Raw genomic sequence first — 26,216 nt, forward strand, 5'->3', positions numbered from 1 at the left:
AGAGGAAACACTCCTTCCCATTCCGAACAGGAAAGTTAAGCTCTATAGCGCCGATGGTACTGCATGGGAGACCGTGTGGGAGAGTAGGACGTTGCCAGGTAAGTAACGAAAAGAGATAGTTTAATTACTATCTCTTTTTTTATATGTTAATATTATAAATTTTAAAATATTATAAAAAAATTACACTTGTAAAAATATAATATATTACCTGTTATAATATGGTACTATTATATTGGAAGATTGAAATGATATGTGAAGGATGTGAATTGTTGAATATAATAATATTTATTTTAGGAATAATATGTATAGCATATTTTTTATTTGTTAATATGATCTTTGGATATACTACATTCAGTTCCTTTTATTTAGTTATAGGTATAATTATGATATTATATGGAATCTTTATAACTAAGCTATTAAAAATTGAAGCCTTCAAGAGAATATTTAAACCATTAAAATTGTTATTATTATGTGGAATATTAATATTTATAATTACTGAACTGTGTATAATTTTTTATCCTAAGACTTCAGAGAAAAGCTGTAATTATATTGTTGTTTTAGGAGCGGGGATAAGAGGAGAAAATCTAACTACAACATTAAGAGATAGATTAAATGCTACATTAGATTATATTAATAATACAAATTATGATGGTAAGATAATAGTTTCAGGAGGACAAGGACCTGGAGAAAGCATTACTGAAGCTGAGGCTATGAGAAGATATTTAGTGGAAAAAGGAATTAACAATAATAGAATAATATTAGAAGATAAGGCAACTAATACTTTTCAAAATTTCAAATATTCAAAAGATATAATAGAAAATTTAAATGAGGGTAATACAAAAAATAGTAATATTAAAGTAGTAACAACAGATTTTCATGCATTAAGAAGTAATATAATAGGTAAAAGAAACGGATATGAAAATATTAGTTTTTATACAAGTAACACTAAATGGTATCTTGTACCTTCAATGTATGCTAGAGAATTTTTTGCAGTATTTAAGTCTATAGTCTTTGACAGATAAATTTAGATTTAATTATTTGAGTATTTTCTGTATAAAATATGTTATATACTCATAAGAGTATAATATATAGATTACTATATAAATATGTTTAAATGTGTACATAGGTTGGAAAGTAGAAAATTATAAATTGGAGATAATAGTTATGGAAAGAGATATAGATAAATTAAAGGGTAAGGTAGTAAAGCATTTTAAGGGGAAGCTTTATTTAGTTATGGATATAGCTAAACATTCTGAAACAATGGAGGAGCTTGTTGTATATAAGGCTTTATATGGAGATTATGGTATTTTTGTTAGACCAAAGGATATGTTTTTAAGTAAGGTCGATAAAATAAAGTATCCAAATTGTACTCAAGAATATAGATTTCAAGAAATTGATGATGAAGATATTTTAAATATAATGAAAGTATTAAATAGTAAACAAAATATGTAAAAAGTTTCTAAAGAGTAAAAATAATGTATTATTTTTACTCTTTTTTACATTAATGCTTAAAATTTAACAAAAAAAGGCGTATAATGTTAATCAGATGTAAATGTTTTCTGAGAAAATTCTTTGAAATCAAGATATAGATTAAATTGTTATAATAGTAAATAGTTGTATATTAGTTATAAAAATAACAATACTAGGAAAATAAGTATAAAACAAGTAAAATTATAGGTGGAAATCTTATTTAATTAAAATATTAAAAGAATAAGGAGGTAACAAATTGAGTACAGGATGGCTTTTTGTATTAGCTCTAATACCTATAATATGGCTTATAGTATCCTTGGGAATTTTTAAGATGCCAGGGGATAAGGCGTGTCCAATAGCCTTATTAATAACTATATTGTTATCAATCTTTGTATGGAAATTTACCTTTATAGATAGCATAACAGCTACTCTTGAAGGGATTGCATTAGCTTTATGGCCTATAATGATTGTAATAATTGCAGCTGTATTTACTTATAATCTATCTTTACATACAGGTAGTATGGAAATCATTAAGAAAATGATGATGGAAATAACTACTGACAAAAGAATTTTAGTATTGATTCTTGCGTGGGGATTTGGAGGATTTTTAGAGGCTATTGCAGGTTTTGGAACTGCTGTTGCTATACCTGCTAGTATAATGGCGGGACTTGGATTTAATCCACTTTTTGCAGCAATAATTTGTTTAATAGCAAATACAACTCCTACAGCTTTTGGTGCTATAGGACTTCCAGTTACAACCCTTGCACAGGTAGCTAATTTAAATGTAAATGAACTATCCTATGCTGTAAGCATTCAGTTATTTTTATTTATTATTGTAGTTCCATTTATATTGGTTATGATAACAGGAAAATCTGTTAAGGCAATAAAGGGAGTTTTTGGGATTACATTAATTTCTGGAATAGCTTTTGCATTGCCACAAGTTTTAATTGCTAAGTATATTGGAGCTGAATTACCAGCAATATTAGGTTCAATTCTTTCTATGGCATCTACAGTTTTAGTAGCTAAGGTGTTTTATAAGAAATCATCTAATAAAAGTGGTAGTTTAACTATAAAAAAGAAACTTTGGGCTTGGACTCCATTTATTTTAGTATTTTTATTTATATTTTTCACTTCATCACTTTTCCCATTTATTAATGAGAAGTTAGCTTTAGTGAAAACATCAATAAAAATTTATTCAGGAAGTGGTGCAAAACCTTATACATTTTTATGGCTTGCAACTCCTGGAACATTAATAATAATAGCTACATACATAGGAGGTTTTATTCAAGGGGCAAAGTTTAAAGAAATATCAATAGTTCTTTTTAAAACAATTAAACAAATGGGTAAGTCAGCTATAACAATAATGGCTATAGTAGCTTTGGCTAAGGTTATGGGTTATAGTGGAATGATTAAGTCAATATCAGTAGTTTTAGTATCAATTACAGGTGGATTTTATCCAATAATTGCGCCTCTTATAGGGGCACTTGGAACTTTTGTAACAGGTAGCGATACTTCTGCAAACGTTTTATTTGGGGGACTTCAAGTTGAAGTTGCAAAGACTTTAGATTTAAATCCATATTGGCTTGCAGCAGCAAATACTTGTGGAGCTACTGCTGGAAAGATGATATCTCCACAAAGTATAGCAGTTGCAACAGCAGCAACAGGACTTGTTGGAGAAGAAGGAAAGATATTAAATTCAACATTAAAATTTTGTTTAGTGTTTGTAATATTATTTGGACTTATAACTTATTTGTTAGGGCCTGTATTTGGGTTTTAATTTAGAAAATACAAAAATAATTAATATTAATTATTTTAAAAGATAGGAGAGATTCAAGTGGAAATTTTACAAAGAGGTTTTGAAAAACCTACAAAGAGAGTAGAAATTTTAAAAGAGGAAATTTTAGCTGCTTTTCCTGAAATTGAAGTGGATAGAGCTAGAATTTTAACTGATTCTTTCAAAAAAACAGAAGATGAACCTATAATAATAAGAAAAGCAAAGGCACTGAGGGATCTTTTAGAAAAGATGCCTATAACAATTAGAAAAGGTGAACTTATTGTAGGTAGTTTAACTAAAAGTCCAAGGTCTGCTCAAGTTTATCCTGAGTTTTCTAATAAATGGCTTGTAGATGAATTTGATAAATTAGAAAAAAGAACATCTGATGCATTTAAAATTTCAGAAGATACTAAAAGGGAATTAAAAGAAATATTTAAATATTGGGATGGAAAAACAGTAAGTGAACTTGCTACTTCCTATATGCCAGAATCAACAAAAAAGGCTATGAAGGCAAATGTATTTACTGTAGCTAATTATCATTTTAATGGACTTGGCCATATATCTGTTGATTATGAAAAGGTCTTAAAAAATGGATTTAGTGGAATAATAAAAGAAGTTAAAAATGAAATTAATAAATCTGTAGAAAGCGACCCTAATTATATTCATAAAAAAATGTTTTGGGATTCAATTTTAATTTGCTGTAATGCTGCTATAGATTATGCCCATAGATATGCTGATCTTGCAAAGGAATTAGCAAGTACTGAAAAGGATGAGAAGAGACAAAAAGAATTATTAGAAATATCAAGAATTTGTAATAAGGTTCCTGAATATCCAGCTGAAACTTTCTATGAAGCTTGTCAATCTTTCTGGTTTATTCAATTAATAATAAGCTTAGAATCAAATGGACATGCTATTTCTCCTGCTCGTTTTGATCAATATATGAATCCTTTTTATGAAAAAGATTTAAAAGAATCAGAAAAATCAGAGGCGTTTAATAGGGAAGTACTTCACTGCTTATGGGTTAAGTTTAATGATTTAACAAAGGTTCGTGATGAAACTACAACAAAAGCTTTTAGTGGTTATTCTATGTTTCAAAATTTAATAGTAGGTGGACAAACTCCTGAAGGTAAGGATGCAACAAATGATTTATCTTATTTATGTATGGATGCAACAGGAAGTTTAAAGTTACCTCAACCTTCTTTATCAGTTAGGGTTTGGAACAATTCACCTGATGAATTTTTAATAAGAGCCTGTGAATTAGCTCGTTTAGGAACAGGATTACCTGCCTTTTATAATGATGAAGTAATAATACCTATGCTTGTAAATCAAGGTTTAACTTTAGAAGATGCTAGAGATTATGGAATTGTTGGTTGTGTTGAACCACAAAAACCTGCTAAAACAGATGGTTGGTATGATGCTGCCTTCTTTAATCTAGCTAAAGTTTTGGAGATTGCAATTAATGATGGATTTGAAAATGGAAAGAAGGTTGGAGCAGATACTGGAAAATTTGAAGAATTTAAGAATATAGATGATTTAATAGATGCTTATAAAAAGCAAATACATTTCTTTGTTAATCATATGGTTGCAGCTGATAATTGTGTGGATATTGCTCATAGAGAAAGAGCACCACTTCCATTTTTATCATGTATGTTAGATGACTGTATTCCTTTAGGAAAATCAATACAAGAAGGTGGAGGACATTACCGTTTTTCAGGACCTTTAGGTGTTGGAGTTGCTAATATTGGTAATTCATTTATGGCAATAAAGAAATTAGTATTTGATGAAAAGAAAATTTCACTAGAGGATTTAAAAGAGGCACTTAACAATAATTTTGGTAAAGATTTAGAAGACTTTGATAAAAAAATGAAATATGAAAATATTAGACAAATGCTTTTAAATAGATCACCTAAGTTTGGTAATGATATAGATGAAGTTGATGAATTTACAAGGGAAGGTTCTCTTATATATTGTGAGGAAGTTCTTAAACATCACAATCAACGTGGTGGAAAATTCTTACCTGGATTATATCCTGTATCAAACAATGTACATTTAGGTTCATTAGTAGGTGCAACACCTGATGGAAGAAATTCAGGAGAACCAATTGCAGATGGAGTTTCTCCAACTAGAGGAACTGATGTAAATGGTCCAACAGCTGCTGCAAATTCAGTAGCAAAATTAGATCACTTTAGTGCACCTAGTGGAACACTATTAAATCAAAAATTTAATCCTTCAGCAATTGATGGTGATAATGGACTTAAAAATTTAATGAATTTAATTAGAAGTTACTTTGATAAAAAGGGAATGCATATGCAATTTAATATTATAAGTAAAGAAACTTTACTTAAGGCACAAAAGCATCCTGAAAAATATAGAGATTTAATAGTTAGAGTTGCAGGATATAGCGCTCAGTTTATATGCCTAGATAAAGGTGTTCAAGATGACATTATAAAGAGAACAGAATTAGAGTTATAAGTTAAATAATAAGTATTTTAATTTATATTGTAGTGGTTAACTCTCTTATTCAAATATTTAAAAATTTTAATTAAGAAGGATAAATAATATGAGCAGTATAGTTAATTACGAAGAAAAAGGTTTAATATTTAACATACAGAGATTTTCAGTAAATGATGGTCCTGGACTTAGAACAATTGTTTTTTTGAAGGGGTGTCCATTAAATTGTTTATGGTGTAGTAATCCAGAATCCAAGCATCCTTATGAAGAGTTAATGTTTAATAATAAAAATTGTATAGGCTGTCACAATTGTGAAAACATATGTGAATATGATGCTATAGATTTTAATAACAGTTATAGAATAAATAAAGAAAAATGCATTAACTGTAACAAGTGTGTGGATGTATGTTATTCTGATGCTTTAGTAAATATGGGACAGCATAAAACCATAAAGGAAGTATTAGAAATAGTAAAAAAAGATTTTGTACAATTTAGGCGTTCAGGAGGTGGAGTTACATTATCAGGTGGGGAACCTTTAATGCAACCTAAGTTTTCAAAAGAACTTCTTAAAGGGTGCAAGGAATCTTTAATAAATACAGCAATAGAGACAACTGCTTTTGCAGAAAGCTCTGCAATAAATGAAGTTTTTCCCTGGGTGGATTTAGCATTAATAGATATTAAAAATATAGATGATGAAAAACATAAAAAATATGTTGGACAAAGTAATAAAAAAATACTTGAAAATATAAAATTAATAGATAATCTGTGCAAAAAAATAATAATAAGAGTTCCTATAATTCCAAATTTTAATTGTGATGAAGATAGTATTAGAGATATTGCAAGGTTTGCAAAAAATCTTAATAACTTACTTGAAATTCATATACTACCTTATCATAGATTAGGAGTTAATAAATATGAATGTTTAGGAATAGATTATAAAATGCCAGAGGATATAAGTAGTCCTACTAAAGAAACTATGGAAAAACTTAAAAATATTGTGGAAGAGGAAGGAATAAAGTGTAATATTGGAGCTGTTTAAAAACTTAATATTATTGTAAACGTTTATTAAAGCTTAAATATTACTTTTAAATTAGAAAGGTGTGAAACTTATGAATATTTTTGTATGTATAAAGCAAGTACCTGGTACTTCTAAAGTTGAAGTAGATCCAGTTACAGGAGTATTAAAAAGAGATGGTGTTGACACAAAGATGAATCCATATGATTTATATGCGTTAGAAACAGCATTAGAAATAAAGGAAAATGAAGGTGGAGAACTAAAGGTAATTAGTATGGGACCACCTCAAGCAATGGAAGTTATAAAAGAAGCATATGCCATGGGAGCTGATGATGGATATTTAGTATCTGATAGAAAGTTTGCTGGAGCTGATGTTTTAGCAACAAGTTATACTTTATCTCAAGGTATAAGAAAAATGGGTGACTTCGATATAATTTTATGTGGAAAGCAAACAACAGATGGGGATACAGCTCAAGTAGGTCCTGAAATGGCTGAGTATTTAAATATTCCTCATGTTGCAAATGTTAGAAGAATTATTGAAGTTAAAAAGGATTCTATAGTAGTAGAGATGGATATGCCAAACACTGTAGAAATAGTAGATGTTAAGTTCCCATGTTTACTTACAGTAGAGAAAGATATTTTCCAACCAAGACTACCATCATATAAGAAAAAGGTAGCTACAAAAGATAGAGAAATAAAAGTAATAAGTCTAAAGGACTTTGAAGATAAAAATGAAAAGAAATATGGTTTAAATGGTTCACCAACTCAAGTTGAAAGAATTTTCCCACCAGAAGTAAATAATGATAGAGAAATGTGGGAAGGCGAATCAGAAGAGTTAAGTGATAAGATGACTTCAAAATTAAAGGAACTAAAATTTATTTAGGGGGATTAATGATATGGCTAAACTTGTAATTAATCAAGACAAAGTAGGAAATATAGAAGAAATGATAAAAATATGCCCATTTGGAGCTATGGAAAATGTTAATGGAAAGCTTGAAATAAATGCTTCATGTAAAATGTGTAAAGTATGTGTTAGAAAAGGTCCAAAAGGTGCAGTTGAATATGTTGAAGAAGATGTTGTTGAAATTGACAAGAGTAAATGGAATGGAATTACAGTTTATGTAGACCACGTGGAAGGCAATATTCACCCAGTTACATATGAACTTATAGGAAAAGCTAGAGAATTAGCATCTAAAGTAAATCAAAAAGTTTATTGTTTGTTTATGGGATATAACATAAAGGAAAGAGCAAAGGAACTTCTTCATTATGGAGTAGATGAAGTTTTTGTATATGATAAAAAGGAATTAGAAAACTTTAAAATAGAACCTTATACAGCAGTTTTTGAAGACTTTATAAATAAAGTTAAACCAGCAGTTTTATTAGTTGGTGCAACAACAGTTGGAAGATCACTTGCTCCAAGGGTTGCAGCTAGATTTAGAACTGGATTAACAGCAGACTGTACTATATTAGATATAAAGGAAAATACAGATTTAGTTCAAATAAGACCAGCTTTTGGTGGGAATATAATGGCTCAAATTGTTACTCCAAATTCAAGACCACAAATGGCAACTGTTAGATATAAAGTAATGACAGCACCAGAAAGATCAGAAGAAGCTAAGGGAGAAATAAAGATATGTGATATAAGTGATGAAAAGCTTTTATCAAATATGAAGGTTAAAGAAGTAGCACCTAAAAAAGCTGAAAAAGGAATTGAATCTGCTGATGTAATAGTTGTTGCAGGAAGAGGAATTAAGACAAAAGATGATATGGAAATGATTAATGAACTTGCAGAACTTTTAAATGGAGAAGTTGCAGTTACTAGACCATTAATTGAAAATGGATGGGCTGATGCAAAAAAACAAGTTGGATTAAGTGGTAGAACAGTTAGACCAAAACTTATAATAACTTGTGGAGTTTCAGGTGCTGTTCAATTTACAGCTGGAATGAACAATTCAGATTATATTTTCTCTATTAATAAAGATGAAAAAGCACCTATATTCAAGGTAGCTAACTATGGAATTGTTGGAGATATATATGAAGTAGTTCCAAAATTAATAGAAAAGATAAAGGTTCAAAGGGGTGCATAAATTATGGATTACAAGAAGATAGAGTTAAAGGATATTGAATTTATAAAAGGAATTATAAATGATGATGAAAGAATTTTACTTGGAAATGATATAAATGAAGAATATAGTCATGATGAATTAGGAGATATAAAAAAGTTTCCTGATATAGTTGTTAAGGTAGCTTCAACAGAAGAGGTTTCAAAAATAATGAAATACGCCTATGACAATAACATAACAGTAACAGCAAGAGGTGCTGGAACTGGACTTGTTGGAGCAGCAGTTCCAATCTTTGGTGGAATTATAATTGATTTAAGTGGAATGGATAAAATCTTAGAACTTGATGAAGATAATTTAACTCTTACTGTAGAACCAGGTGTTCTTTTAATGAATATTTCAAAGTTTGTAGAGGAAAATGATTTATTTTATCCACCAGATCCAGGAGAAAAAACTGCTACAATAGGTGGAAATATAAGTACAAATGCTGGTGGTATGAGAGCTGTAAAATATGGTGTTACAAGAGATTATGTAAGAGGACTTGAAGTTGTATTACCTAATGGAGAAATAGCTGAATTTGGTGGAAAGGTAGTTAAAAATAGTTCTGGATATGCCCTTAAAGATTTAATTGTTGGTTCAGAAGGAACATTAGCAATTGTAACTAAGGCAATATTAAAACTAATGCCATTACCAAAAAAGGCAATAAGTCTTTTGGTGCCATTTAAAGATTTAGAAACTGCTATTGAAACAGTTCCTAAAATAATAAAATCAAAATCAGTTCCAACTGCCATTGAGTTTATGCAAAGGGAACTTATAATTGCTGCTGAAGAATTTTTAGGAAAGAAGTTCCCAGATAGTCAATCAGATGCATATTTAATATTAACTTTTGATGGAAATAGTAAAGAAGAAATAGAAAATAATTATGATAAAGTTGCAAAAATATGTTTAGAAGCTGGTGCTTTAGATGTATTAATTTCAGATACAGATGAAAGACAAGAATCAATATGGAAAGCAAGGGGAGCATTCTTAGAAGCTATTAAAGCTTCAACAACTGAACTTGAAGAAGTTGACGTAGTTGTTCCTAGAAATAAAGTGGCTGAATTTGTTAAATTTACTCATGAATTAGAAAATAAGATTAATATAAGGATACAATCATTTGGACATGCTGGTGATGGAAATCTTCATATATATATGTTAAAGGATAATTTAACTGAAGAAGAATGGAAAGAAAAACTAAACAAAACAATGGAATGCATGTATGCTAAAGCTAGAGAACTTAAAGGACAGGTTTCAGGAGAACATGGTATAGGATATGCTAAAGTTCCATATTTAGAAGAATCTATTACAAATGAAACATTAGAAATAATGAGGGGAATTAAAAAAGTATTTGATCCTAAAAATATATTAAACCCAGGAAAAGTATGTGAATAAAAGATTTTCATAGGTAATGAAATATTAATTTATAGTGTATCTATAAAGAAGTATTAGTTTAAAAATAAGTTAATTATAAAAAGGGCAAGGTAATAAAGTCTAAGTAGGAATGTAAATTTTAAAAAATTATTATAATATTCCTAATTAGTGTATTACTTTGCTTTTTTATTATAGTTTTTTAAGATGTTTTTATAGCTAAATAGTTAATGTTCATTTAAAATATATATTAAATTAAGTATATATTTTTAGTAGAGTTTTGTTTTTAGATAGCCCTTTAGACTTACTTAATTTGGCAGAGGGTTTTTATTAAGATGATTTTACAGTTCTATCTAAAAGCAACACTAGTTTAGAATATAGTTTAAATAAAAAAGATGCAGAATAAATAATGGGAGGTAGCTAATGAAAAATAATTGTAATTGTAGTGATTGTAGTGAAGGAGAACCAATATGTGCAAGACATATATCAATTTTTTCAGCATTATCTGATGAAGAACTTAAAAATATTATTAGTATGGTTACAAGAAAAGAATATTTAAAGGGGGAAGTTCTTTGCAGAGAAGGAGAAGTATATAATAGTTTATTTCTTATTAGAGAAGGAAAAATAAAGATTTCTAAAATAACAAGAGATGGAAAAGAGCAGATACTTCACATATTAACTAAGGGTGATTTTTTTGGAGAAACAAATCTTTTTGATGATATAATTAGTAGTTTTACTGCAACAGCTATAACTAATTCAAGGGTATGCATATTATCAAGGGGGGATTTGGAAGGTATATTAAATAAGAATCCATCTATATCAATGAAAATATTGAAGGAGTTAACTCATAGGTTATCAGAAACAGAAGATTTAGCAAAGGTTTTAGCAACTAAGGATGTAGAATCTAGAATAGCTAATATGCTTTTGGAGTTTTCAAATAAGTATGGAAAGACTGTTGATGGAAATATCTATTTAGAAGTTCCACTAAATAGAGAAGATATGGCTAATTACTGTGGTGTCACAAGGGAAACTATAAGTAGGAAATTATCTAAATTAGAAGATGATAATATTATTGAACTTAAGGGAAATAAAGTAATAATAATAAAAAATATAGATTTATTAAAAGATATAGGGGAATAAAATTCACTATGGTTAAAAAATACAATAGTTTAAAGGATATTTATAGCTCAGTCATTTGCTTAAATTTAGTATTTATAAGAATATTATTTTTTAAGTATATAGATTAAGGGCTATTTTTTTATTTGGATCTGTTTTAAATTAAGGGTGGAAGTAGATAGTATAAAAGTGGACAAATTCATATGCGGCTATTATAGCAGACAGTTAAAATAATAAAACTGTTCTATAATGGGTTCAAATCACCTTGTCCACTTTTACTTTAAATCAAAATGTATTTAAAATTATACATAAAATCTAAGGGATAAATTGAAATTTAATCAATATATTTTTGTAACCAATGCTTGAATACATTCAACTATTCTTCTGTATGAAAGTAATGTTCCACTTCGTCCATGACTTATAATCTTAGATTAAATTAATTATTACATTAAATATTTGTTTCTTTACTTAATTTAGAAACTGCTAATGAAAAACTAAATATAGCTATTATAATAATTAAACCTAATATAATAATGATTTGTAACTCATTAATAGGATCACCAGACAGTAAAGCCCTTATCAAATTTATTATATGAGTAAATGGATTTAAACTTATAGCTACTGAAAGTGCTCCTGTTAATTTATCTGCTGGAAAAAGTGCAGTACTTAAAAAAAAGATAGGTAATACAATAGCATTCATAGCCGTTTCATATACTACTTCATTTGGAAGTGCTAGGCTTATTAAGTACGTAATTGATGCTAAGCATAAAGCCGTAAAAAATATAATTAATAAAATAATTAAAAATGCTAATAAACTAGTATGAATCTTTACTGAAAAGAATAAGCTTACCAAAAACATAATTCCTACTTCTAGAAATGTACAAATTACTGCCTCGAGTAGTTGTCCAAGAACTATAAATTTCCTACTAATTGGTGCAATAAGTATCCTATAGAAACTTCCATCATTTTTCATTAAATAATTCATAATTCCACTGCTACTACAAGCTCCAAAGCTTACTAGCATTATAAGTCCTGGTAATATAAATTCTGTGTAATTATTAATTCCAAGACCACTCATTGTTTGACTTGCAACAGCACTATAAAGTATAAGCCAAAGCATTGGTTGTAATATAGTAATAACTATAGTAAATTTATTATTAAATCTCCATTTAATATTTCTTTCTAAGAGCGCTAAAATAGTCATTAAATTTCCTCCAATCCATTTGTTTCTGTTGCTTTAAGAAACACATCATCTAAAGTTGGCTTAACTATTTCAATTCCTTCAAAGTTTATCTCCATATCAATTAGCCACTGATTTATTATTGTAAACTCTTTCTTAGTATCTTTTGAGTGGATTACAACTTGTTCATTACATAAAAATACCTTATTATAATCATTAAGTTTTCTAAGTTTAGCTAAGCATTCTTTTGCTTGAGTTTTATCTTTAAATTTTATAGTGATAATATTTTGTTTAATTAAATCTCTAAGTTTGTTTGGAGTTCCTTGTATAACTTCTTGTCCATTCTTTATAATACAAATAGTATCACTTAATTTATCAGCCTCATCAAGATAATGGGTTGTAAAAAAAATTGTAGTATTGAATTCATTTCTAATTTTTTTCATCATTTTCCACATAGCCATGCGTGATTGTATATCCATACCAACTGTAGTCTCATCCAAAAATAAAATCTGTGGATTTGACATTAGATTTAAGGCAATATCTAATCGTCTTTTTACCCCTCCAGAGTAAGATGATACAGGATATGCTAAATATCGTTCTAACTCAAAACATTCTATTAATGTTTTCATCCTTTTCTCAGCTTCATATTTAGGAATTTTATATAATTTACTTTGAAACATCATATTTTCTTCTAGTGATAAATATGTGTCTATTGATATTTTCTGTGATACACATGCAATATGCTTTCTTATCTCTTTACTTTCTTTATAAACATCATTTCCAAGTATTTTTACTATACCTGAGGTTGGTTTAATATATGTTGTAAGTATCTTAATTAATGTTGACTTTCCTGCACCATTTTTCCCTAATAGGGAAAAAATTTTACCCTTTTCAACATTTAATGAAATACTATTTAAAGCTTCAACACCATTATTGTACTGTTTAAATACATTTTCTACATAAATAGCATCCATGCTACTGCTCCTTAATAGGGAATATAATTTCTGTAATATACTTATCTGGATTTCCTTTTAAAAACATCCCTGGACCTTTGATAAATACTTCTCTAAATTCACTCATTAATTCAAGTTTGTTTTGAGCTGCATATGCATCTATTATTTCATATGCATTAAACATAGTTTCATATGGACCTATATGAGTAACGCATATTGCCTTTACTCTATTAGTTTCCTTTACTTCAATTCCATTTCCACTTGGAATCATATCCGTAGGAACACACAGTTCAATATCTCCAAATTTAGTTTTAGAATTCATTTTTAAGTAGTTAAAAAATGGTGCGCCATTTACCTTTCCTCTAATTGACTTGAACACATTAGGGAACACCTTATTTGCTTCGGTTACTAGTCCTTTATATCTAATAAAAGCTACCCTCATTGGTTCTATCTCTCTAATTTCAATATTATATTTCATAAATTTAATCATTCCTCTCTTTTTTTATGCTCATCCATATTTCTGAATATCCACAATTGCTTTTCTCAGCTACAAATGGATATACCTCTATATCTGCAATTTCTGAGTGCTTATATCCTGAAAAAGGAAGCCACTCCATAAAAAAGCGTTTATAGATATTTTGTATTGACTCTTTAAAGGGTCCGTTATTTTCAAATACAACCCACATTGTTGAAGGAATTTCAAATTCATACATACCTTTTGGAGCTGGTTTATCTGTTTCTGTAGCTATATAGTAAAAAATCTCATTACTTTTATTATAAAGTGATATTCCAAAAATATTTTTTTCTACATTATTGTTTAAGTTTAAAATCTGCTGAAATATTTGACTCTTCTTTGTATTCTCCCAGAATTCTGGAATAGACTTATAATTTTCATCCATGTTATAAGTTAATGGAATTCTAACTCCAACTAGCCTTATTGGAGATTTTTCCTCTATTTTATATGTCATATCACTGCCTCCTTCTATTTGAATTGAGAATTTAATTGGAGGGTATGCACGTAACATGCAACCTTGTGATTTTGCTACAACAGGACTTATTCCATGTACACTTTGAAATGCACGGTTAAACGCTGTTGGGGATGTATAACCATATTTCAATGCAACGTCTAAAACTTTTACATCTTGTGACTGTAGTTCAAAAGATGCTTGTGTCATTTTTCTTCTCCTTATGTATTCAACTAGTGTTATCCCAGTTACATAAGCAAACATTCTTTGAAAGTAATTAGTTGAACAACAAGCTATTTGTGCTGCTTTTTCATACGAAATATCTCCATCTAAATTTTCCTCTATATATTCAATCGCCTTGCTGAACTTTTTTAACCACTGCATAATCTTACCTCCTTGATATAAGAATACTTTATCATCAAATTTATTTCCTCGCATTTTTTGATTTGATTTGTAAACTTTATATTTTAAATAGAGGTTTATAGTAGATATTATAAAAGTGGACAAATTGATATGTTCCCATTATAGTAGACAGTTAAAATAATAAAACTGTTCTATAATGGGTTCAAATCATCTTGTCCACTTTTACTTTAAATCAAAATATATTTAAAATTATGCATAGAATCTAAGGGATAAATTGAAATTTAATCAATATGCTTTTGTAACCAATGCTTGAATACATTCAACTGTTCTTTTGTATGAAAGTAATGTTCTCCCTCGTCCATGACTTCTAATCTACAGCAGTACTTTTTGACGAAATAATTAATATCTTCAAATTCACACAATTTATCTTTTGCTCCATACATGATATATGTATCTTTATTCCATGTACTAATAGGGTGTTGTTTTACATAACAGAAATAATCCCAATATAACTTTTGACCAATTGGTGTTTCTATGGTAGTTTCCGTCTTCAAACGTTCTGGTGTTATATTAAACCATAGCATCATATTTTCTATAATTCTTTCCATATTAACTACTGGTGATAAAAATAATGCCTTTTTCAACATATCATTTTTATAGGCTAAAAGACTAAAATAAGCTCCTATACTACATGCAAATAAGCTCACTTCTTCCCAATGCTCTTTTGCATAGTTCATAATTATAGATAAATCACTAACGCAAAATTATACTTTGCAAGGTGTACTATGATTTTTTCTTTCACCATGCTCTGGCAAATCAAAACTTAATACTTGATAACCTTTTTGAAGTGCTTCTTCAGCTAAAATTTGAATCACAATATCTTCTTTATTGGACATATTTCCATGTACTGCAATAAAAAGTTTTTTACTTTTTTCTCCCCATAAGACTGTAGGAATATTATTAATATTAAATCTATCCTTAATCATGTTTCCTCCATAATTTATAGAGGTGATACCCTCCATAAAAGCTCTTTATTTTTCTTGTTTCTCATAATAAATTCCTCCTTTCTCAGTTAATTCTATATAAAGTATGTTAACTGCAAATTTACTTTTCCTCATTTTTATTTTTTACACTATCTAATCCTGCTCCAATAGCTACACCAACACCTGCTCCAATGGCTAAATTATCAAATACTATTAAACCTAAAGTAACACCAAAGCATAATCCTAATACTACATAACTTGTACTTTTCATATTTTTTACATCCTAAAAATTAGTATTTATCTATGTAATATCAAAAGTGCCTTTATTTCACACCATATAATAATTATCCAAAACTTTATATTAGTATTATACATAATTTATGGATTATAATTCCAGTTTTTAGTTTTTACTATTTTAATTTTCTAGAGAATTTAAGTTAGATTTTATAAAAATTTTTAAAATTTGATTCAAATCATATTAAAACACTAAGAATTAAATTAAAATCAGCTCATAGTAATTGAGAGAAGAGATTAAGGGAGTGATTTTAATGAATAAATTAAATATAAATCAAAGCTTAGGAGATATAGTAGAGTATATCCAGGGGCTGCAAGAATATTCAATAAAGAAGGAATTGACTATTGCTGTCATGGAAATAGAACATTAGAAAGTGCATTAATTGAAAAAGATATAAATTTTAAGGAATTTTTAGACTATATAAATAAAGCTTATGATGAGTTTTTAAATTCAAAGGAAGCTTATATAGATTGGAGATTAGAAGATCCAAATAAATTAATTGAAAATATAGTTGATACACATCATGCCTTTACTTATAGGGAACTTAATGAAATAGATCAGTTATTAGTTAAGATTTTAAAGGTTCATTATAGTCATAGTGGAGAGGAATTAAAAACAGTTCATAGATTATTTGGAGCATTAAAAACAGAACTTGAAGAACATTTAATTAAGGAAGAGGAAGAGTTGTTCCCAATGATAAAGGAGTATTTAATAAATAAATCTCCAAAACTAAGGGATGAAATAATGCAATTTATAGGAATTATAGAAAATGAGCATACAGGGGCAGGACATATATTACAAGATTTATATAGAGAAACAAATGGATATAAAACACCAGAGGGTGCTTGTACAACATTTAATTTAGTTTATAAAAAGTTAGATGCTTTGGAAAAAGATTTATTTATTCATATTCATAAGGAAAATAGTATTTTATTTAAGATTCTTTAATTTAGGAGGGAATATTTATGGAACAAAAAAGAATTAATGAGTTAACAGAACTTTTAAGAAAATTAAATTCAGGAAATATATCAGAAGACTTAAGAAAAGAAGCACTAGAAATAGTTAAAAATATAGATCCAACAGAATTATCAATTGCAGAGCAAAATTTAATTGATGATGGAATGAATCCACAGGATTTAAGACATTTATGTGATATTCATATGGAAGTATTAAGTGAGGAACTTGAGAAAATAAAAAGTAAATTAGAAACTGGACATGTAGTTAATACACTTATTGTTGAACATGATAAAATTTTAGAATTTTTATCAAGTTTGGAAGAATTAAATACTAAAATACAAGACTTAAAAAGTATAAAGGGACATGAAGACTATATAGAAGATTTAAAAAATCTTGCAGATAATATATTAGGTGCAGAGCCACACCATAAAAGGGAAGAGGAAGTTTTATTTATTGAACTAGAGAAAAGAGGAATTACAGGTCCAACTAGAATAATGAGAATGGAACATGATGATTTAAGAGGGAAGAAAATGGCTTTAAAGGAACTAGCAAATTGCATAAATTATATGGATTTTGAAGATTTTAAAGAAAGGTTACAAGAGTTAACTTCATATATAGTATTTAATTTAAGAGATCATATATTCAAGGAAAATTCTATATTATATCCAACTGCCATTGATACTATAAAGGATGAAAAACTTTGGGAAGATATGAGAAAAAAATGTGATGAATTAGGGTACTGCATCTTTACTCCAAAAGAAATTTTATAAAATTTTAAGGTTGTAACATTAGTTACAGAAGAATTTAATTCAGGGTAGTATACTAAACATTGTAATCAAGGTTTGGTTACGAAATTAAAAATGAACATAAAAATCATCTAGAAATTAATTATAAATATGTTTTTTAAGGAGGAATTTGAACATGTCAATGTTTTGTTTTCAATGTCAAGAAACAGCAGGATGTAAAGGCTGTACAGTAAGAGGAGTTTGCGGAAAAACTGAGGATGTTGCAAAAATACAAGATTTATTAATTTTTGCTACAAAGGGATTAGCAACAGTAGAAGTAGAAGGTAGAAAAGTTGGGATTATAGATAATAAAGTAGATAAGTATATAGTAGAAAATCTTTTTGTTACAATAACAAATGCTAACTTTGATTTTAAGGCTATAGAAAATAGAGTTAAAGAAACTTTAAGATTAAGAGAAGATTTAAAAAAGAGAGTAGAAGCTAAAGGTGGAAATCCAGTAGGAAAAGACCTTAAAGGTTGTGCAACTTGGACTGCAAGTACAGAGGAAGAAATGATGGAAAAGGCTTCAAAGGTTGGAGTTTTATCTACAGAAAATGAAGATGTAAGAAGCTTAAGAGAGCTTATAGTTTATGGATTAAAAGGTTTAGCAGCATATATGAAACATGCTATGAATTTAGGATATGATAAAGATGAAATACATGCATTTATATCAGAAGCTTTAGTAAAAACTTTAGATGATTCATTAACAGCAGATGAATTAACAGCTTTAGCTTTAGAATGTGGTAAATTTGGTGTTGATGGAATGGCACTTTTAGATGCTGCAAACACTGGAACTTATGGAAATCCTGAAATAACTAAGGTTGATATTGGAGTTAGAAAAAATCCTGGTATATTAATTTCAGGTCATGATTTAAGAGATTTAAAAATGTTATTAGAACAAACTAAGGGCACAGGGGTAGATGTATATACTCATGGAGAAATGCTTGCTGGACAATACTATCCAGAGTTTAAAAAATATGAAAACTTTGCAGGTAATTACGGAAATGCTTGGTGGTTACAAAATAAAGAGTTTGCTTCATTTAATGGACCAATACTTATGACAACAAACTGTATTACACCAGTTCAAGATTCATATAGAGATAGAATATTTACAACTGGAGCTGTTGGATATGAAGGTTGTACTCATATAAATGCAGATGAAAATGGAAATAAAGACTTTACAGAAATAATAGAATTAGCTAAAAAATGTGAAGCACCAACAGAAATAGAAAAAGGAGAAATAGTTGGTGGATTTGCACATAATCAAGTTTTAGCTTTAGCTGACCAAGTAGTTGATGCAATAAAGAGTGGAGCAATAAAGAGATTCTTTGTAATGGCAGGCTGTGATGGTAGAGCAAAATCTAGAAATTACTATACAGAATTTGCAGAAAAATTACCAAAGGATGCTGTAATTTTAACAGCAGGATGTGCTAAGTATAAATATAATAAATTAAATCTTGGAGATATAAATGGAATTCCAAGAGTGTTAGATGCAGGACAATGTAATGACTCATACTCATTAGTAGTAATTGCACTTAAACTTGCTGAAGTATTTGGATTAGATGATGTAAATGAATTACCAATATCATATAACATAGCTTGGTATGAACAAAAAGCTGTAATAGTACTATTATCATTATTACACTTAGGAGTTAAAAACATACATTTAGGACCAACATTACCAGCATTCCTTTCACCAAATGTAGCTAAAGTATTAGTTGATAACTTTGGAATTGGTGGAATATCAAATGTAGAAGATGACATGAAGATATTTTATGGAGAAGAATAAAAAATAATCTATTTTTATAAAATAGTTTAAAATATGAAAGGTAGCATGAATTTTAGTACATGCTACCTTTTATTTTACTGCTATTTTAAAATTAATATATGTTTGTAGTTTAAAGAAAAATAAATATTGAATTTAAAACTAACATTAAATATTTACTTTATTAATTTAGCTAAGATAATAAATCTAGCATCATCAAATTCATAACTACAGGTCGAAAGAGTTAGAATTTTACTATCATTATTAAAGGTCAGTTTTCTACTAACTATTGATTTGGAATTTATCATTTTTATATAATTACTAAAATCATCTTTGTGTGAAAAATCAGTTATTAAATAATTATCTGATCCTTTTACAATAGCACCTGAAAATATTTCATAAGTATATTTTTTATTGTCTTTAAATAGATAAATGTATTTATTATTATTAAAAAAAGTTTTATCTTTAAAATTATCTAAAGTTCCAAACATACTTTTATTTTTCATATTGTGACCAAAAATAATTAAATTTTGAGATTTATTTATATTATCCCTTGAGTCTAAAAAAATAGAACCACCAATACTATTTTTTTTATAAAAATTGTGATTTAAATAAAACTCATTATTATTAGTTTGGACAACAGGGTAATTTATATTTGTTCCAGGAACTTCAATCCAAAATTTATAATCTGAATTTATTTTAGATAAATCATCTTTATTTATTAATTGAATTTCTTTGTTTACTGAGTCTATTTTATGATATTCATATAAGCGATTTATTAACATAGCGCCTGAAAATATTATTATAACTATAAGAATAATATTAATAGTCCTTTTTATAGATTTCTTCACTTAATTCACCTTTGCTTTATAAATTTAATTTAATTATAAATAAGTATATCATTTCAAAATAATTTTTACTATATATAACAAAATGTCCTATAATTTATAGTAAAGTTATGATAGAATAATAAATAATGATAATACAACGTTAAATAATGATAAGAATATGTTAAATTAGTGTAATATGTTAGAAACTAAGAAATCTATTTTTAATTTGGGCATCTAATAAAAATAGATGGAGTTAATGATGCAACCGACTAGCTTATATTTTTTATAAGGTAGTCTTTTTTTGCGAAAAAATTTACTTAATAAGGGAAAAAATAAGTTTTATTAGTAACTTAGGAGGTTTTTATGAAAAGGAAAAAGAAAATAAGAAATAGTTTTCTAATTTTAATAGGTATTATATTTTTAACTGCAGGAATAAATTTTAAGGTTTTTGCATCTAATGAAAATGAAAAAAATATAAGAACATCCAATAATGATTTGCTTGAAATAAGCAAAACTGCAAAAGCAATTCATAATGAAAGATCTGATCAATTAAAGGATAGAAGTTATAATATAGATTTAAATGTAAAGGCTAAGGAAGAAGCTTTAAAAAATCAAAAGCCTAAGGATATTATTTTGGTTTTAGATCAATCTGGAAGTATGAGGCATCCGAATTCTGGTGAAAAAAAACCAATAGATTCTTTAAAAGAATCAGTTAAAAATTTTTCCGATGGAGTATTAAAAAATCCTAAAAATCAAATATCAATTATTACTTTTAGCAATAATTATAAAGAAATAAATAATGTAAAAAAAATAAATGAAGATGGAGTTTTATCTATTGGAGAGATAGATTATAAAGGGAAAAAGCATACTATATATATAACTAAATTATTATCAAGTAGTAGTAATAGATATAGTATATATGAGGAATATTCTGGGTATATTTTTATTGGAAATAAGAAGAAAATTAGTTCAATAGAGAGAGTTATTGATTATAGTTATGGTTCAGATAAGTATTATTTAACAATAGGAAATGATGAAGATAGTAATATTATACAAGATTTCACAAATAATATAAAAGTGATAAATTCTAAAATAGATAGTATACAGGAGGGTGGAGGAACTAATACTCAAAGTGCCTTGAATAAAGTTGAAGAACAGTTAAAAGCAAGTAAAAATGATGGTAGAGAAAAATACGTAATAGTTTTTACTGATGGGTTACCAAATATGTTAGTTGATTTTTCTATGCACGATTGGGAGTATATGAATTCTAAATATAAAAAATATTTAAAAAGTATAGGCATAACAAATATTTCACAGTATTATATCTATAAGACAATTGAAACGTATAGGAATATAGAAAATCTTAATAAGGATGTTCACTTTATATCTTTGGGATTTAAAAGTAGGGATTCAGAAGCTTTTAATGGAGAGAAATATGGACCAGAGAATTTTTTAAGAAGTATACAAAATTATAATAATGAGATAGAACCAAATTGTAATGGGTTAATTTATATTAAAGATCCTAATGACATACAAAAAATTTATGATAAGATATCAAATGAGATTACAAGTGTAACAGATAATGCAACTATAACAGATATTGTTCCAGATGGATTTGAAATAGTAAAGGGTAGTGAGCAACCTAAAGGAGCAATTATAGAAAATAATAAAATAACATGGATAAAACAATCTATAGGATTAAATAATACAAAATATACTTTTAATATAAAAGCTAAAGACACTAATTTTGGTACAGAAAATTTAATAAGTGATAAAAATACAGTAGAAAATCCAAAAGTAAATATTTCTAAAGATAAAGATATGATGACAAATACAGAGGCTACTGTAAATTATACGTATAATTTAGATAATTCAAAGCATACACAAACATTTAATGTACCATATGTACAAGTTCCTAATAGAGGTAAGTTGAATTTAATAGATAATCCTAGAACATACTATTATGGAGAGAAAATTAAATTAAAGGATTTAATAAAGAAATTAAATATTAAATATGGACCAGAAGATGGATACACATATATTTGGAGTGATAATCACGGTCATAGTATTACTTTAAATAATGAAAAGAAAAATGCTAAGGTAGGAAATACTTTTGATAAAAATTCAATAGACAAGGATAGTATAACATTAACAGATGATACAACATTTACTTTAGAGATTAAGGGAGAAAGTAAATATGATAATGATGGAAAGGCTATTCTCGATTTAAAAGATAGTGTAAATATTAAAGTTATAAATCCTAAAGTTACAATAGTTAAAAAAGTAGATGGAGAAAGTAATAGTAATAATGTATTTTCATTTAAAGTTACAGGTAATAATAATACTTGGAATTTAGATATAAAACAAAATAGTACATTTACTTTAAATAATTTAAAAAAGGGAACTTATACACTTTCAGAAATTAATTCGCAAGGATATAAGTTAGAAAGTATAAAAATAAATGGAAAAGAAGTAAATTTAAATAATCTAAGTTTTTCCATAGATGATGAAAATGCTAATATACAAATAGAAATTGTGAATAAAAAACTTCCTAAATCTAATTATTATAACAATACACAAGTTATCAAAAATGAATTTTAATATTAGTTTTATTTTAAATTTAATAATATAATTATAGGAAAATTTTATGAAATATAATAAAGTACAAAGTTATAACAAATTAGATAAAAAAATATAATAAATTGGTAAAAATGTTGAAAAGTATAATATTTATGATATAATTAATTTAAATTAAAAAAATAAAAATAAAAAAGTTTAAAATTAGAAACTTGGAGATCTATTTCTTATTTGGGCATCTTGAAATAGATGGAGTTAGTGATGCAACCGGCTAATTTATATGTAAAAATATAAATTAGCCTTTTTTTATTTAAAAATTAGGCAAATTTTATTAATATTCAAAATAAATAATTTATTAGAGACTATGATATCTATTTCTTATTTGGGCATCTTGAGATAGAGGGAGTTAGTGATGCAACCGGCTAATTTATATAAAAATATAAATTAGCCTTTTTTATTTTAAAAATTAGGTAAGTTTATTAATATTCAAAAATAAATAATTATTAGAGACTATGATATCTATTTCTTATTTGGGCATCTTGAAATAGGGGGAGTCAGTGATGCAACCGGCTAATTTATATAAAAATATAAATTAGCTTTTTTTTATCTCTTTAAATTAAATATTTAAGCTAAGGAGTTTATGTATGAAAAAAAGAACAATAAAATTTAAAAAAAATAGAAAAAAGAAATATATTTTTTCATTCCTAGCTTTAGGTGTATTAATTTTAGGAAGTGTTTTTGGAACATATGCTTGGTTAACATTTCATCAAGAATTACCCAATAGGTTAACAACGGGTAAATACAATTCAGAAACACATGAAGATTTTGACCCACATGGGTGGGATAAAGGAGTAACTGTAAAGAAGAAAGTCTGGGTAGAAAATACAGGAACATTACCAGTGTATGTAAGAGTTAAAATTGTTCCATTCTGGAAAGATGGTCAAGCTTTTTCAATAGATGGAAAAGAAACTGTTAAATTAAATTTTAGTAGTTCAAAAAACTGGAAGAAAATTGGAAAGTTTTATTATTATATAAAACCTTTAAAAGGACATGACAGGACAGATAATCTTTTAGAGTCTGCTACTTTAAGTAAGGATTTACCGAATGAATATAACAAAAATAATTTTCAAATAGATGTTATTACAGAGAGTATTGCAGGTGATTCAAGTGCTTTAAAAGAATTATGGGGATTAGATGAATTGCCAAAATAAAATTTAATATAGAAAAAGGTGGAGAATGAAAAAGGTATTAAAAATAGTAGGAGATATTATCTGCTATGGAATTATAATTGCATTAATAATTTTTTCAGTGTTATTTGTAAAAAGTACTAGATTGAATGAAATGCCATCAATTGCTGGATACAGTATGTATGTAGTAAAAACTGGTAGTATGGCGCCTACTATAGACCCAGGATCATTAATAGTAGTTAAAAAAGTTAATGCAAATACACTTAAAAAGGGAGATATAGTTACATTTAAAGGAGCACAAACTGGAAATTTATTTACTCATAGAATTTATAAAGTTGAAAAAGGTAAAAAAGTACAGTTTCTAACAAAAGGAGATGCAAATGAAAGCATAGATCCAATGACATCAAGTTCTAAGAATATTGTTGGGAAGTTAGTATTTTCAGTACCACATGTTGGTGTTGCAATAACCTTTATACAAGATAATTGGCCTTTAGTTATATTATTAACTCTTGGAACATTAATATTGATAACATTATTAAAAAAATTTTTTACAATAGATAAAAACGAGAAGGAAAGTGGAGGAGAACAAAATGAAAAAGAAAAAAATTAAATTATTAGTATCATCAATGGCAGTAGCTGCAATATTAGTTGGAGGAACACTAGCTTGGTTTCAATTCCATCAAAATGTACCAAACCATTTCACAACAGGTTCAGTAAAAACAGATATAGTTGAGCACTTTAACCCTAATTCACCAGAAGTTACAAATATGCAACCTGGTGTAAAGATACAAAAAGAAGTAAGTATTAAAAATACAGGAAAATCATCAGCATTTATAAGAGTTAAATTAGATCCAGAATGGGATGCAAAAACTGAAGGTAATTTACCAAAGGAATCTGCAAAGGAGGCTGTAACACTAGATACAAACACCGTTACTAATGTTCCAGAAAATGATAAAGGATCTTGGATTTATAATGAAGGAGATGGTTATTACTATTATACTCAACCAGTTGCAGCAGGTGGAAAAACAACTTTATTATTAAATGGACTTAATTTAAAGAATAATTTTGATTTAACAGCAAAGTATCAAGATAGAGGATTAACTGTTAATGTAACATCAGATGCAATTCAAACAACAGATGGAGCTTGGCAAGATGCATGGAATAGTAATGCTGAAGATAAGGATAGTAAAATATCAAAAATTATTAGAGATCAATTAAATAGTGTTCAAACAACAAATGTTTCAACCCAAAATTCTGATTCAGAAACAAATGGAAGTACAGTTGATGGTGCAACAAATTCAGATGCACAAACACCATTAGCAAAATAGTTAAAATATTTTAATAAAGGATAATGATTATGAAAAAATTTATTAAAAGGAGTTCGTTAATAGTATCAATATTTTTAATAATATTATTAAGTAATGGAAGTATAGCAAATGCAGAACCAGTGCTTAATGCTAATGATTCTTCAGGTAATATGACAGTTCAATTAGATGGAGATGGACATTATTTCGTAGAACTAAATAATATTTCTCCAGGAGAACATTATTATAAGAAACTAACTATAAGAAATAAGCATATTTATCCATATGATGTTTATTTTAAAATAGCTTCTGAAAAAGGGGTTACTGGAAAATCTTTAGAATTATTAAAATATATAAATATGAAGATATTATATAATAGAAAAGAAATATATAATGGTACTGCAGATGGACGTTATATGAAAGACATAATGTTATTAGGAACTTCTTATCCAGGAACTAAAAATAGAATAGATGTTTATGTTGATATATCAAAAGATTTAGATAATTCTTTTTCTAATTTAGAGACTTTTAATAGATTTGATTTTTATTCTAATATAAATTATTCAGATATTAACAAAAATAATAATGGTGAAAAAGTAACTAATACTATTGATGAAAATAATACATTTAATCCCAAAACAGGAGATAATTTTAAATTTTACTTTTATCTAATTAGTATAATTCTTTGCATAATAGTTCTTATCCTTTTAAATAAAAAAGAGTCTAAAAAAGATGTATAAAAAAAGAGTGTCAGAAAGTGGCACTCTTTTTATAAATTT

The 26,216-nt window shown here is 27.4% G+C and carries 22 protein-coding genes, 1 rRNA gene, 2 pseudogenes and 4 riboswitches; of the genes and pseudogenes, 18 read left to right on the forward strand and 7 right to left on the reverse strand.

All coding sequences use genetic code 11. The features are described 5' to 3' along the window. The 10 genes from rrf to J2S18_RS10865 form a co-directional block, all read left to right on the forward strand. A 5S ribosomal RNA gene (gene rrf, locus J2S18_RS10820) occupies nt 1–100 on the forward strand; the annotation flags it as partial. Between the two features lie 169 nt (nt 101–269). Continuing rightward, on the forward strand, nt 270–1,022 hold the full coding sequence (locus J2S18_RS10825; protein WP_370873842.1) for a YdcF family protein: 753 nt from the start codon (nt 270–272) through the stop codon (nt 1,020–1,022). A gap of 142 nt (nt 1,023–1,164) precedes the next feature. Then, the gene (locus tag J2S18_RS10830) at nt 1,165–1,452 is read left to right on the forward strand and encodes a DUF1653 domain-containing protein (protein ID WP_307486839.1); all 288 of its coding nucleotides are present in this window, start codon (nt 1,165–1,167) and stop codon (nt 1,450–1,452) included. Between the two features lie 274 nt (nt 1,453–1,726). Next, nucleotides 1,727–3,247 carry an L-lactate permease gene (locus J2S18_RS10835; RefSeq protein ID WP_307486841.1) on the forward strand — a complete coding sequence of 507 codons (1,521 nt, stop codon included), beginning with the start codon at nt 1,727–1,729 and terminating at the stop codon, nt 3,245–3,247. 57 nt (nt 3,248–3,304) lie between these two features. Continuing rightward, nucleotides 3,305–5,716: a glycyl radical protein gene (locus J2S18_RS10840; protein WP_307486842.1), complete on the forward strand. Its 2,412-nt coding sequence runs from the start codon at nt 3,305–3,307 to the stop codon at nt 5,714–5,716. A gap of 88 nt (nt 5,717–5,804) precedes the next feature. Beyond that, nucleotides 5,805–6,734 (forward strand): glycyl-radical enzyme activating protein, encoded by a 930-nt coding sequence (locus J2S18_RS10845; protein ID WP_307486844.1) that lies wholly within the window; start codon nt 5,805–5,807, stop codon nt 6,732–6,734. Nucleotides 6,735–6,804: 70 nt separating this feature from the next. Next, nucleotides 6,805–7,593: an electron transfer flavoprotein subunit beta/FixA family protein gene (locus J2S18_RS10850; RefSeq protein ID WP_307486846.1), complete on the forward strand. Its 789-nt coding sequence runs from the start codon at nt 6,805–6,807 to the stop codon at nt 7,591–7,593. A gap of 13 nt (nt 7,594–7,606) precedes the next feature. Beyond that, the gene (locus J2S18_RS10855; protein WP_307486847.1) at nt 7,607–8,797 is read left to right on the forward strand and encodes an electron transfer flavoprotein subunit alpha/FixB family protein; all 1,191 of its coding nucleotides are present in this window, start codon (nt 7,607–7,609) and stop codon (nt 8,795–8,797) included. Nucleotides 8,798–8,800: 3 nt separating this feature from the next. After that, nucleotides 8,801–10,201 (forward strand): FAD-binding oxidoreductase, encoded by a 1,401-nt coding sequence (locus tag J2S18_RS10860; protein ID WP_307486849.1) that lies wholly within the window; start codon nt 8,801–8,803, stop codon nt 10,199–10,201. A 399-nt stretch (nt 10,202–10,600) separates the two neighbouring features. Continuing rightward, on the forward strand, nt 10,601–11,317 hold the full coding sequence (locus J2S18_RS10865) for a Crp/Fnr family transcriptional regulator (RefSeq protein WP_307486851.1): 717 nt from the start codon (nt 10,601–10,603) through the stop codon (nt 11,315–11,317). 424 nt (nt 11,318–11,741) lie between these two features. Here J2S18_RS10865 and J2S18_RS10870 read toward each other — a convergent pair whose 3' ends face one another. The 6 genes and pseudogenes from J2S18_RS10870 to J2S18_RS10895 all read right to left on the reverse strand — a co-directional run bounded on the left by J2S18_RS10870 (nt 11,742) and on the right by J2S18_RS10895 (nt 16,008). Further along, nucleotides 11,742–12,497 carry an ABC transporter permease gene (locus J2S18_RS10870; RefSeq protein ID WP_307486853.1) on the reverse strand — a complete coding sequence of 252 codons (756 nt, stop codon included), beginning with the start codon at nt 12,495–12,497 and terminating at the stop codon, nt 11,742–11,744. Further along, entirely contained in the window at nt 12,497–13,447 is a 951-nt protein-coding gene (locus J2S18_RS10875) for an ABC transporter ATP-binding protein (RefSeq protein WP_307486855.1), read from the reverse strand. Before J2S18_RS10875 ends, J2S18_RS10870 begins: the two co-directional genes overlap by 1 nt. Nucleotide 13,448: 1 nt before the next feature. After that, nucleotides 13,449–13,904: a GyrI-like domain-containing protein gene (locus J2S18_RS10880; protein WP_307486857.1), complete on the reverse strand. Its 456-nt coding sequence runs from the start codon at nt 13,902–13,904 to the stop codon at nt 13,449–13,451. A 4-nt stretch (nt 13,905–13,908) separates the two neighbouring features. Further along, nucleotides 13,909–14,775 (reverse strand): AraC family transcriptional regulator, encoded by an 867-nt coding sequence (locus J2S18_RS10885; RefSeq protein WP_307486858.1) that lies wholly within the window; start codon nt 14,773–14,775, stop codon nt 13,909–13,911. A 260-nt stretch (nt 14,776–15,035) separates the two neighbouring features. Then, a pseudogene (locus tag J2S18_RS10890) lies at nt 15,036–15,740 on the reverse strand (alpha/beta hydrolase). A 118-nt stretch (nt 15,741–15,858) separates the two neighbouring features. Continuing rightward, nucleotides 15,859–16,008, reverse strand: a complete 150-nt coding sequence (locus J2S18_RS10895; RefSeq protein ID WP_307486860.1) for a hypothetical protein — start codon at nt 16,006–16,008, stop codon at nt 15,859–15,861. A 277-nt stretch (nt 16,009–16,285) separates the two neighbouring features. On the opposite strand from J2S18_RS10895, the pseudogene ric reads away from it, so the two are divergent. The 3 genes and pseudogenes from ric to hcp all read left to right on the forward strand — a co-directional run bounded on the left by ric (nt 16,286) and on the right by hcp (nt 19,563). Then, nucleotides 16,286–16,980: pseudogene (gene ric, locus J2S18_RS10900) on the forward strand (iron-sulfur cluster repair di-iron protein). A 17-nt stretch (nt 16,981–16,997) separates the two neighbouring features. Next, complete coding sequence (locus J2S18_RS10905; RefSeq protein WP_307486862.1) at nt 16,998–17,759, forward strand: DUF438 domain-containing protein; 762 nt, start codon at nt 16,998–17,000, stop codon at nt 17,757–17,759. A 151-nt stretch (nt 17,760–17,910) separates the two neighbouring features. Beyond that, entirely contained in the window at nt 17,911–19,563 is a 1,653-nt protein-coding gene (gene hcp / locus J2S18_RS10910) for a hydroxylamine reductase (protein ID WP_307486863.1), read from the forward strand. A gap of 152 nt (nt 19,564–19,715) precedes the next feature. On the opposite strand, the gene srtB is transcribed toward hcp, so the two are convergent. Continuing rightward, nucleotides 19,716–20,390, reverse strand: a complete 675-nt coding sequence (srtB, locus tag J2S18_RS10915; protein ID WP_307486865.1) for a class B sortase — start codon at nt 20,388–20,390, stop codon at nt 19,716–19,718. A gap of 171 nt (nt 20,391–20,561) precedes the next feature. Then, nucleotides 20,562–20,649: riboswitch (cyclic di-GMP riboswitch) on the forward strand. 83 nt (nt 20,650–20,732) lie between these two features. Here srtB and J2S18_RS10920 point away from each other — a divergent pair. The 5 genes from J2S18_RS10920 to J2S18_RS10940 all read left to right on the forward strand — a co-directional run bounded on the left by J2S18_RS10920 (nt 20,733) and on the right by J2S18_RS10940 (nt 26,177). Then, entirely contained in the window at nt 20,733–22,970 is a 2,238-nt protein-coding gene (locus J2S18_RS10920; RefSeq protein WP_307486867.1) for a VWA domain-containing protein, read from the forward strand. A 173-nt stretch (nt 22,971–23,143) separates the two neighbouring features. After that, a riboswitch (cyclic di-GMP riboswitch) is annotated at nt 23,144–23,228 on the forward strand. A gap of 66 nt (nt 23,229–23,294) precedes the next feature. Next, a riboswitch (cyclic di-GMP riboswitch) is annotated at nt 23,295–23,379 on the forward strand. Nucleotides 23,380–23,442: 63 nt separating this feature from the next. Beyond that, nucleotides 23,443–23,527, forward strand: a riboswitch (cyclic di-GMP riboswitch). 63 nt (nt 23,528–23,590) lie between these two features. Further along, nucleotides 23,591–24,157 carry a BsaA family SipW-dependent biofilm matrix protein gene (locus J2S18_RS10925; protein ID WP_307486868.1) on the forward strand — a complete coding sequence of 189 codons (567 nt, stop codon included), beginning with the start codon at nt 23,591–23,593 and terminating at the stop codon, nt 24,155–24,157. 25 nt (nt 24,158–24,182) lie between these two features. Beyond that, entirely contained in the window at nt 24,183–24,743 is a 561-nt protein-coding gene (locus tag J2S18_RS10930) for a signal peptidase I (RefSeq protein ID WP_307486870.1), read from the forward strand. After that, nucleotides 24,724–25,461 carry a BsaA family SipW-dependent biofilm matrix protein gene (locus tag J2S18_RS10935; RefSeq protein ID WP_307486873.1) on the forward strand — a complete coding sequence of 246 codons (738 nt, stop codon included), beginning with the start codon at nt 24,724–24,726 and terminating at the stop codon, nt 25,459–25,461. The genes J2S18_RS10930 and J2S18_RS10935 overlap by 20 nt, the downstream gene beginning before the upstream one ends. A gap of 29 nt (nt 25,462–25,490) precedes the next feature. Beyond that, the gene (locus tag J2S18_RS10940) at nt 25,491–26,177 is read left to right on the forward strand and encodes a hypothetical protein (RefSeq protein WP_307486874.1); all 687 of its coding nucleotides are present in this window, start codon (nt 25,491–25,493) and stop codon (nt 26,175–26,177) included. Nucleotides 26,178–26,216 lie beyond the last annotated feature (39 nt).

It is taken from the genome of Eubacterium multiforme (assembly GCF_030813415.1).
GTDB lineage: Bacteria > Bacillota > Clostridia > Clostridiales > Clostridiaceae > Clostridium > Clostridium multiforme.

Bases quoted from the DNA above. Each gene is read 5' to 3' on its own strand.
- J2S18_RS10830 (WP_307486839.1), top strand. From the start codon at position 1,165: ATGGAAAGAGATATAGATAAATTAAAGGGTAAGGTAGTAAAGCATTTT.
- J2S18_RS10845 (WP_307486844.1), top strand. From the start codon at position 5,805: ATGAGCAGTATAGTTAATTACGAAGAAAAAGGTTTAATATTTAACATA.
- J2S18_RS10850 (WP_307486846.1), top strand. From the start codon at position 6,805: ATGAATATTTTTGTATGTATAAAGCAAGTACCTGGTACTTCTAAAGTT.
- J2S18_RS10855 (WP_307486847.1), top strand. From the start codon at position 7,607: ATGGCTAAACTTGTAATTAATCAAGACAAAGTAGGAAATATAGAAGAA.
- J2S18_RS10860 (WP_307486849.1), top strand. From the start codon at position 8,801: ATGGATTACAAGAAGATAGAGTTAAAGGATATTGAATTTATAAAAGGA.
- J2S18_RS10865 (WP_307486851.1), top strand. From the start codon at position 10,601: ATGAAAAATAATTGTAATTGTAGTGATTGTAGTGAAGGAGAACCAATA.
- J2S18_RS10870 (WP_307486853.1), bottom strand. From the start codon at position 12,497: ATGACTATTTTAGCGCTCTTAGAAAGAAATATTAAATGGAGATTTAAT.
- J2S18_RS10875 (WP_307486855.1), bottom strand. From the start codon at position 13,447: ATGGATGCTATTTATGTAGAAAATGTATTTAAACAGTACAATAATGGT.
- J2S18_RS10880 (WP_307486857.1), bottom strand. From the start codon at position 13,904: ATGAAATATAATATTGAAATTAGAGAGATAGAACCAATGAGGGTAGCT.
- J2S18_RS10885 (WP_307486858.1), bottom strand. From the start codon at position 14,775: ATGCAGTGGTTAAAAAAGTTCAGCAAGGCGATTGAATATATAGAGGAA.
- J2S18_RS10895 (WP_307486860.1), bottom strand. From the start codon at position 16,008: ATGAAAAGTACAAGTTATGTAGTATTAGGATTATGCTTTGGTGTTACT.
- J2S18_RS10905 (WP_307486862.1), top strand. From the start codon at position 16,998: ATGGAACAAAAAAGAATTAATGAGTTAACAGAACTTTTAAGAAAATTA.
- hcp (WP_307486863.1), top strand. From the start codon at position 17,911: ATGTCAATGTTTTGTTTTCAATGTCAAGAAACAGCAGGATGTAAAGGC.
- J2S18_RS10920 (WP_307486867.1), top strand. From the start codon at position 20,733: ATGAAAAGGAAAAAGAAAATAAGAAATAGTTTTCTAATTTTAATAGGT.
- J2S18_RS10925 (WP_307486868.1), top strand. From the start codon at position 23,591: ATGAAAAAAAGAACAATAAAATTTAAAAAAAATAGAAAAAAGAAATAT.
- J2S18_RS10930 (WP_307486870.1), top strand. From the start codon at position 24,183: ATGAAAAAGGTATTAAAAATAGTAGGAGATATTATCTGCTATGGAATT.
- J2S18_RS10935 (WP_307486873.1), top strand. From the start codon at position 24,724: ATGAAAAAGAAAAAAATTAAATTATTAGTATCATCAATGGCAGTAGCT.
- J2S18_RS10940 (WP_307486874.1), top strand. From the start codon at position 25,491: ATGAAAAAATTTATTAAAAGGAGTTCGTTAATAGTATCAATATTTTTA.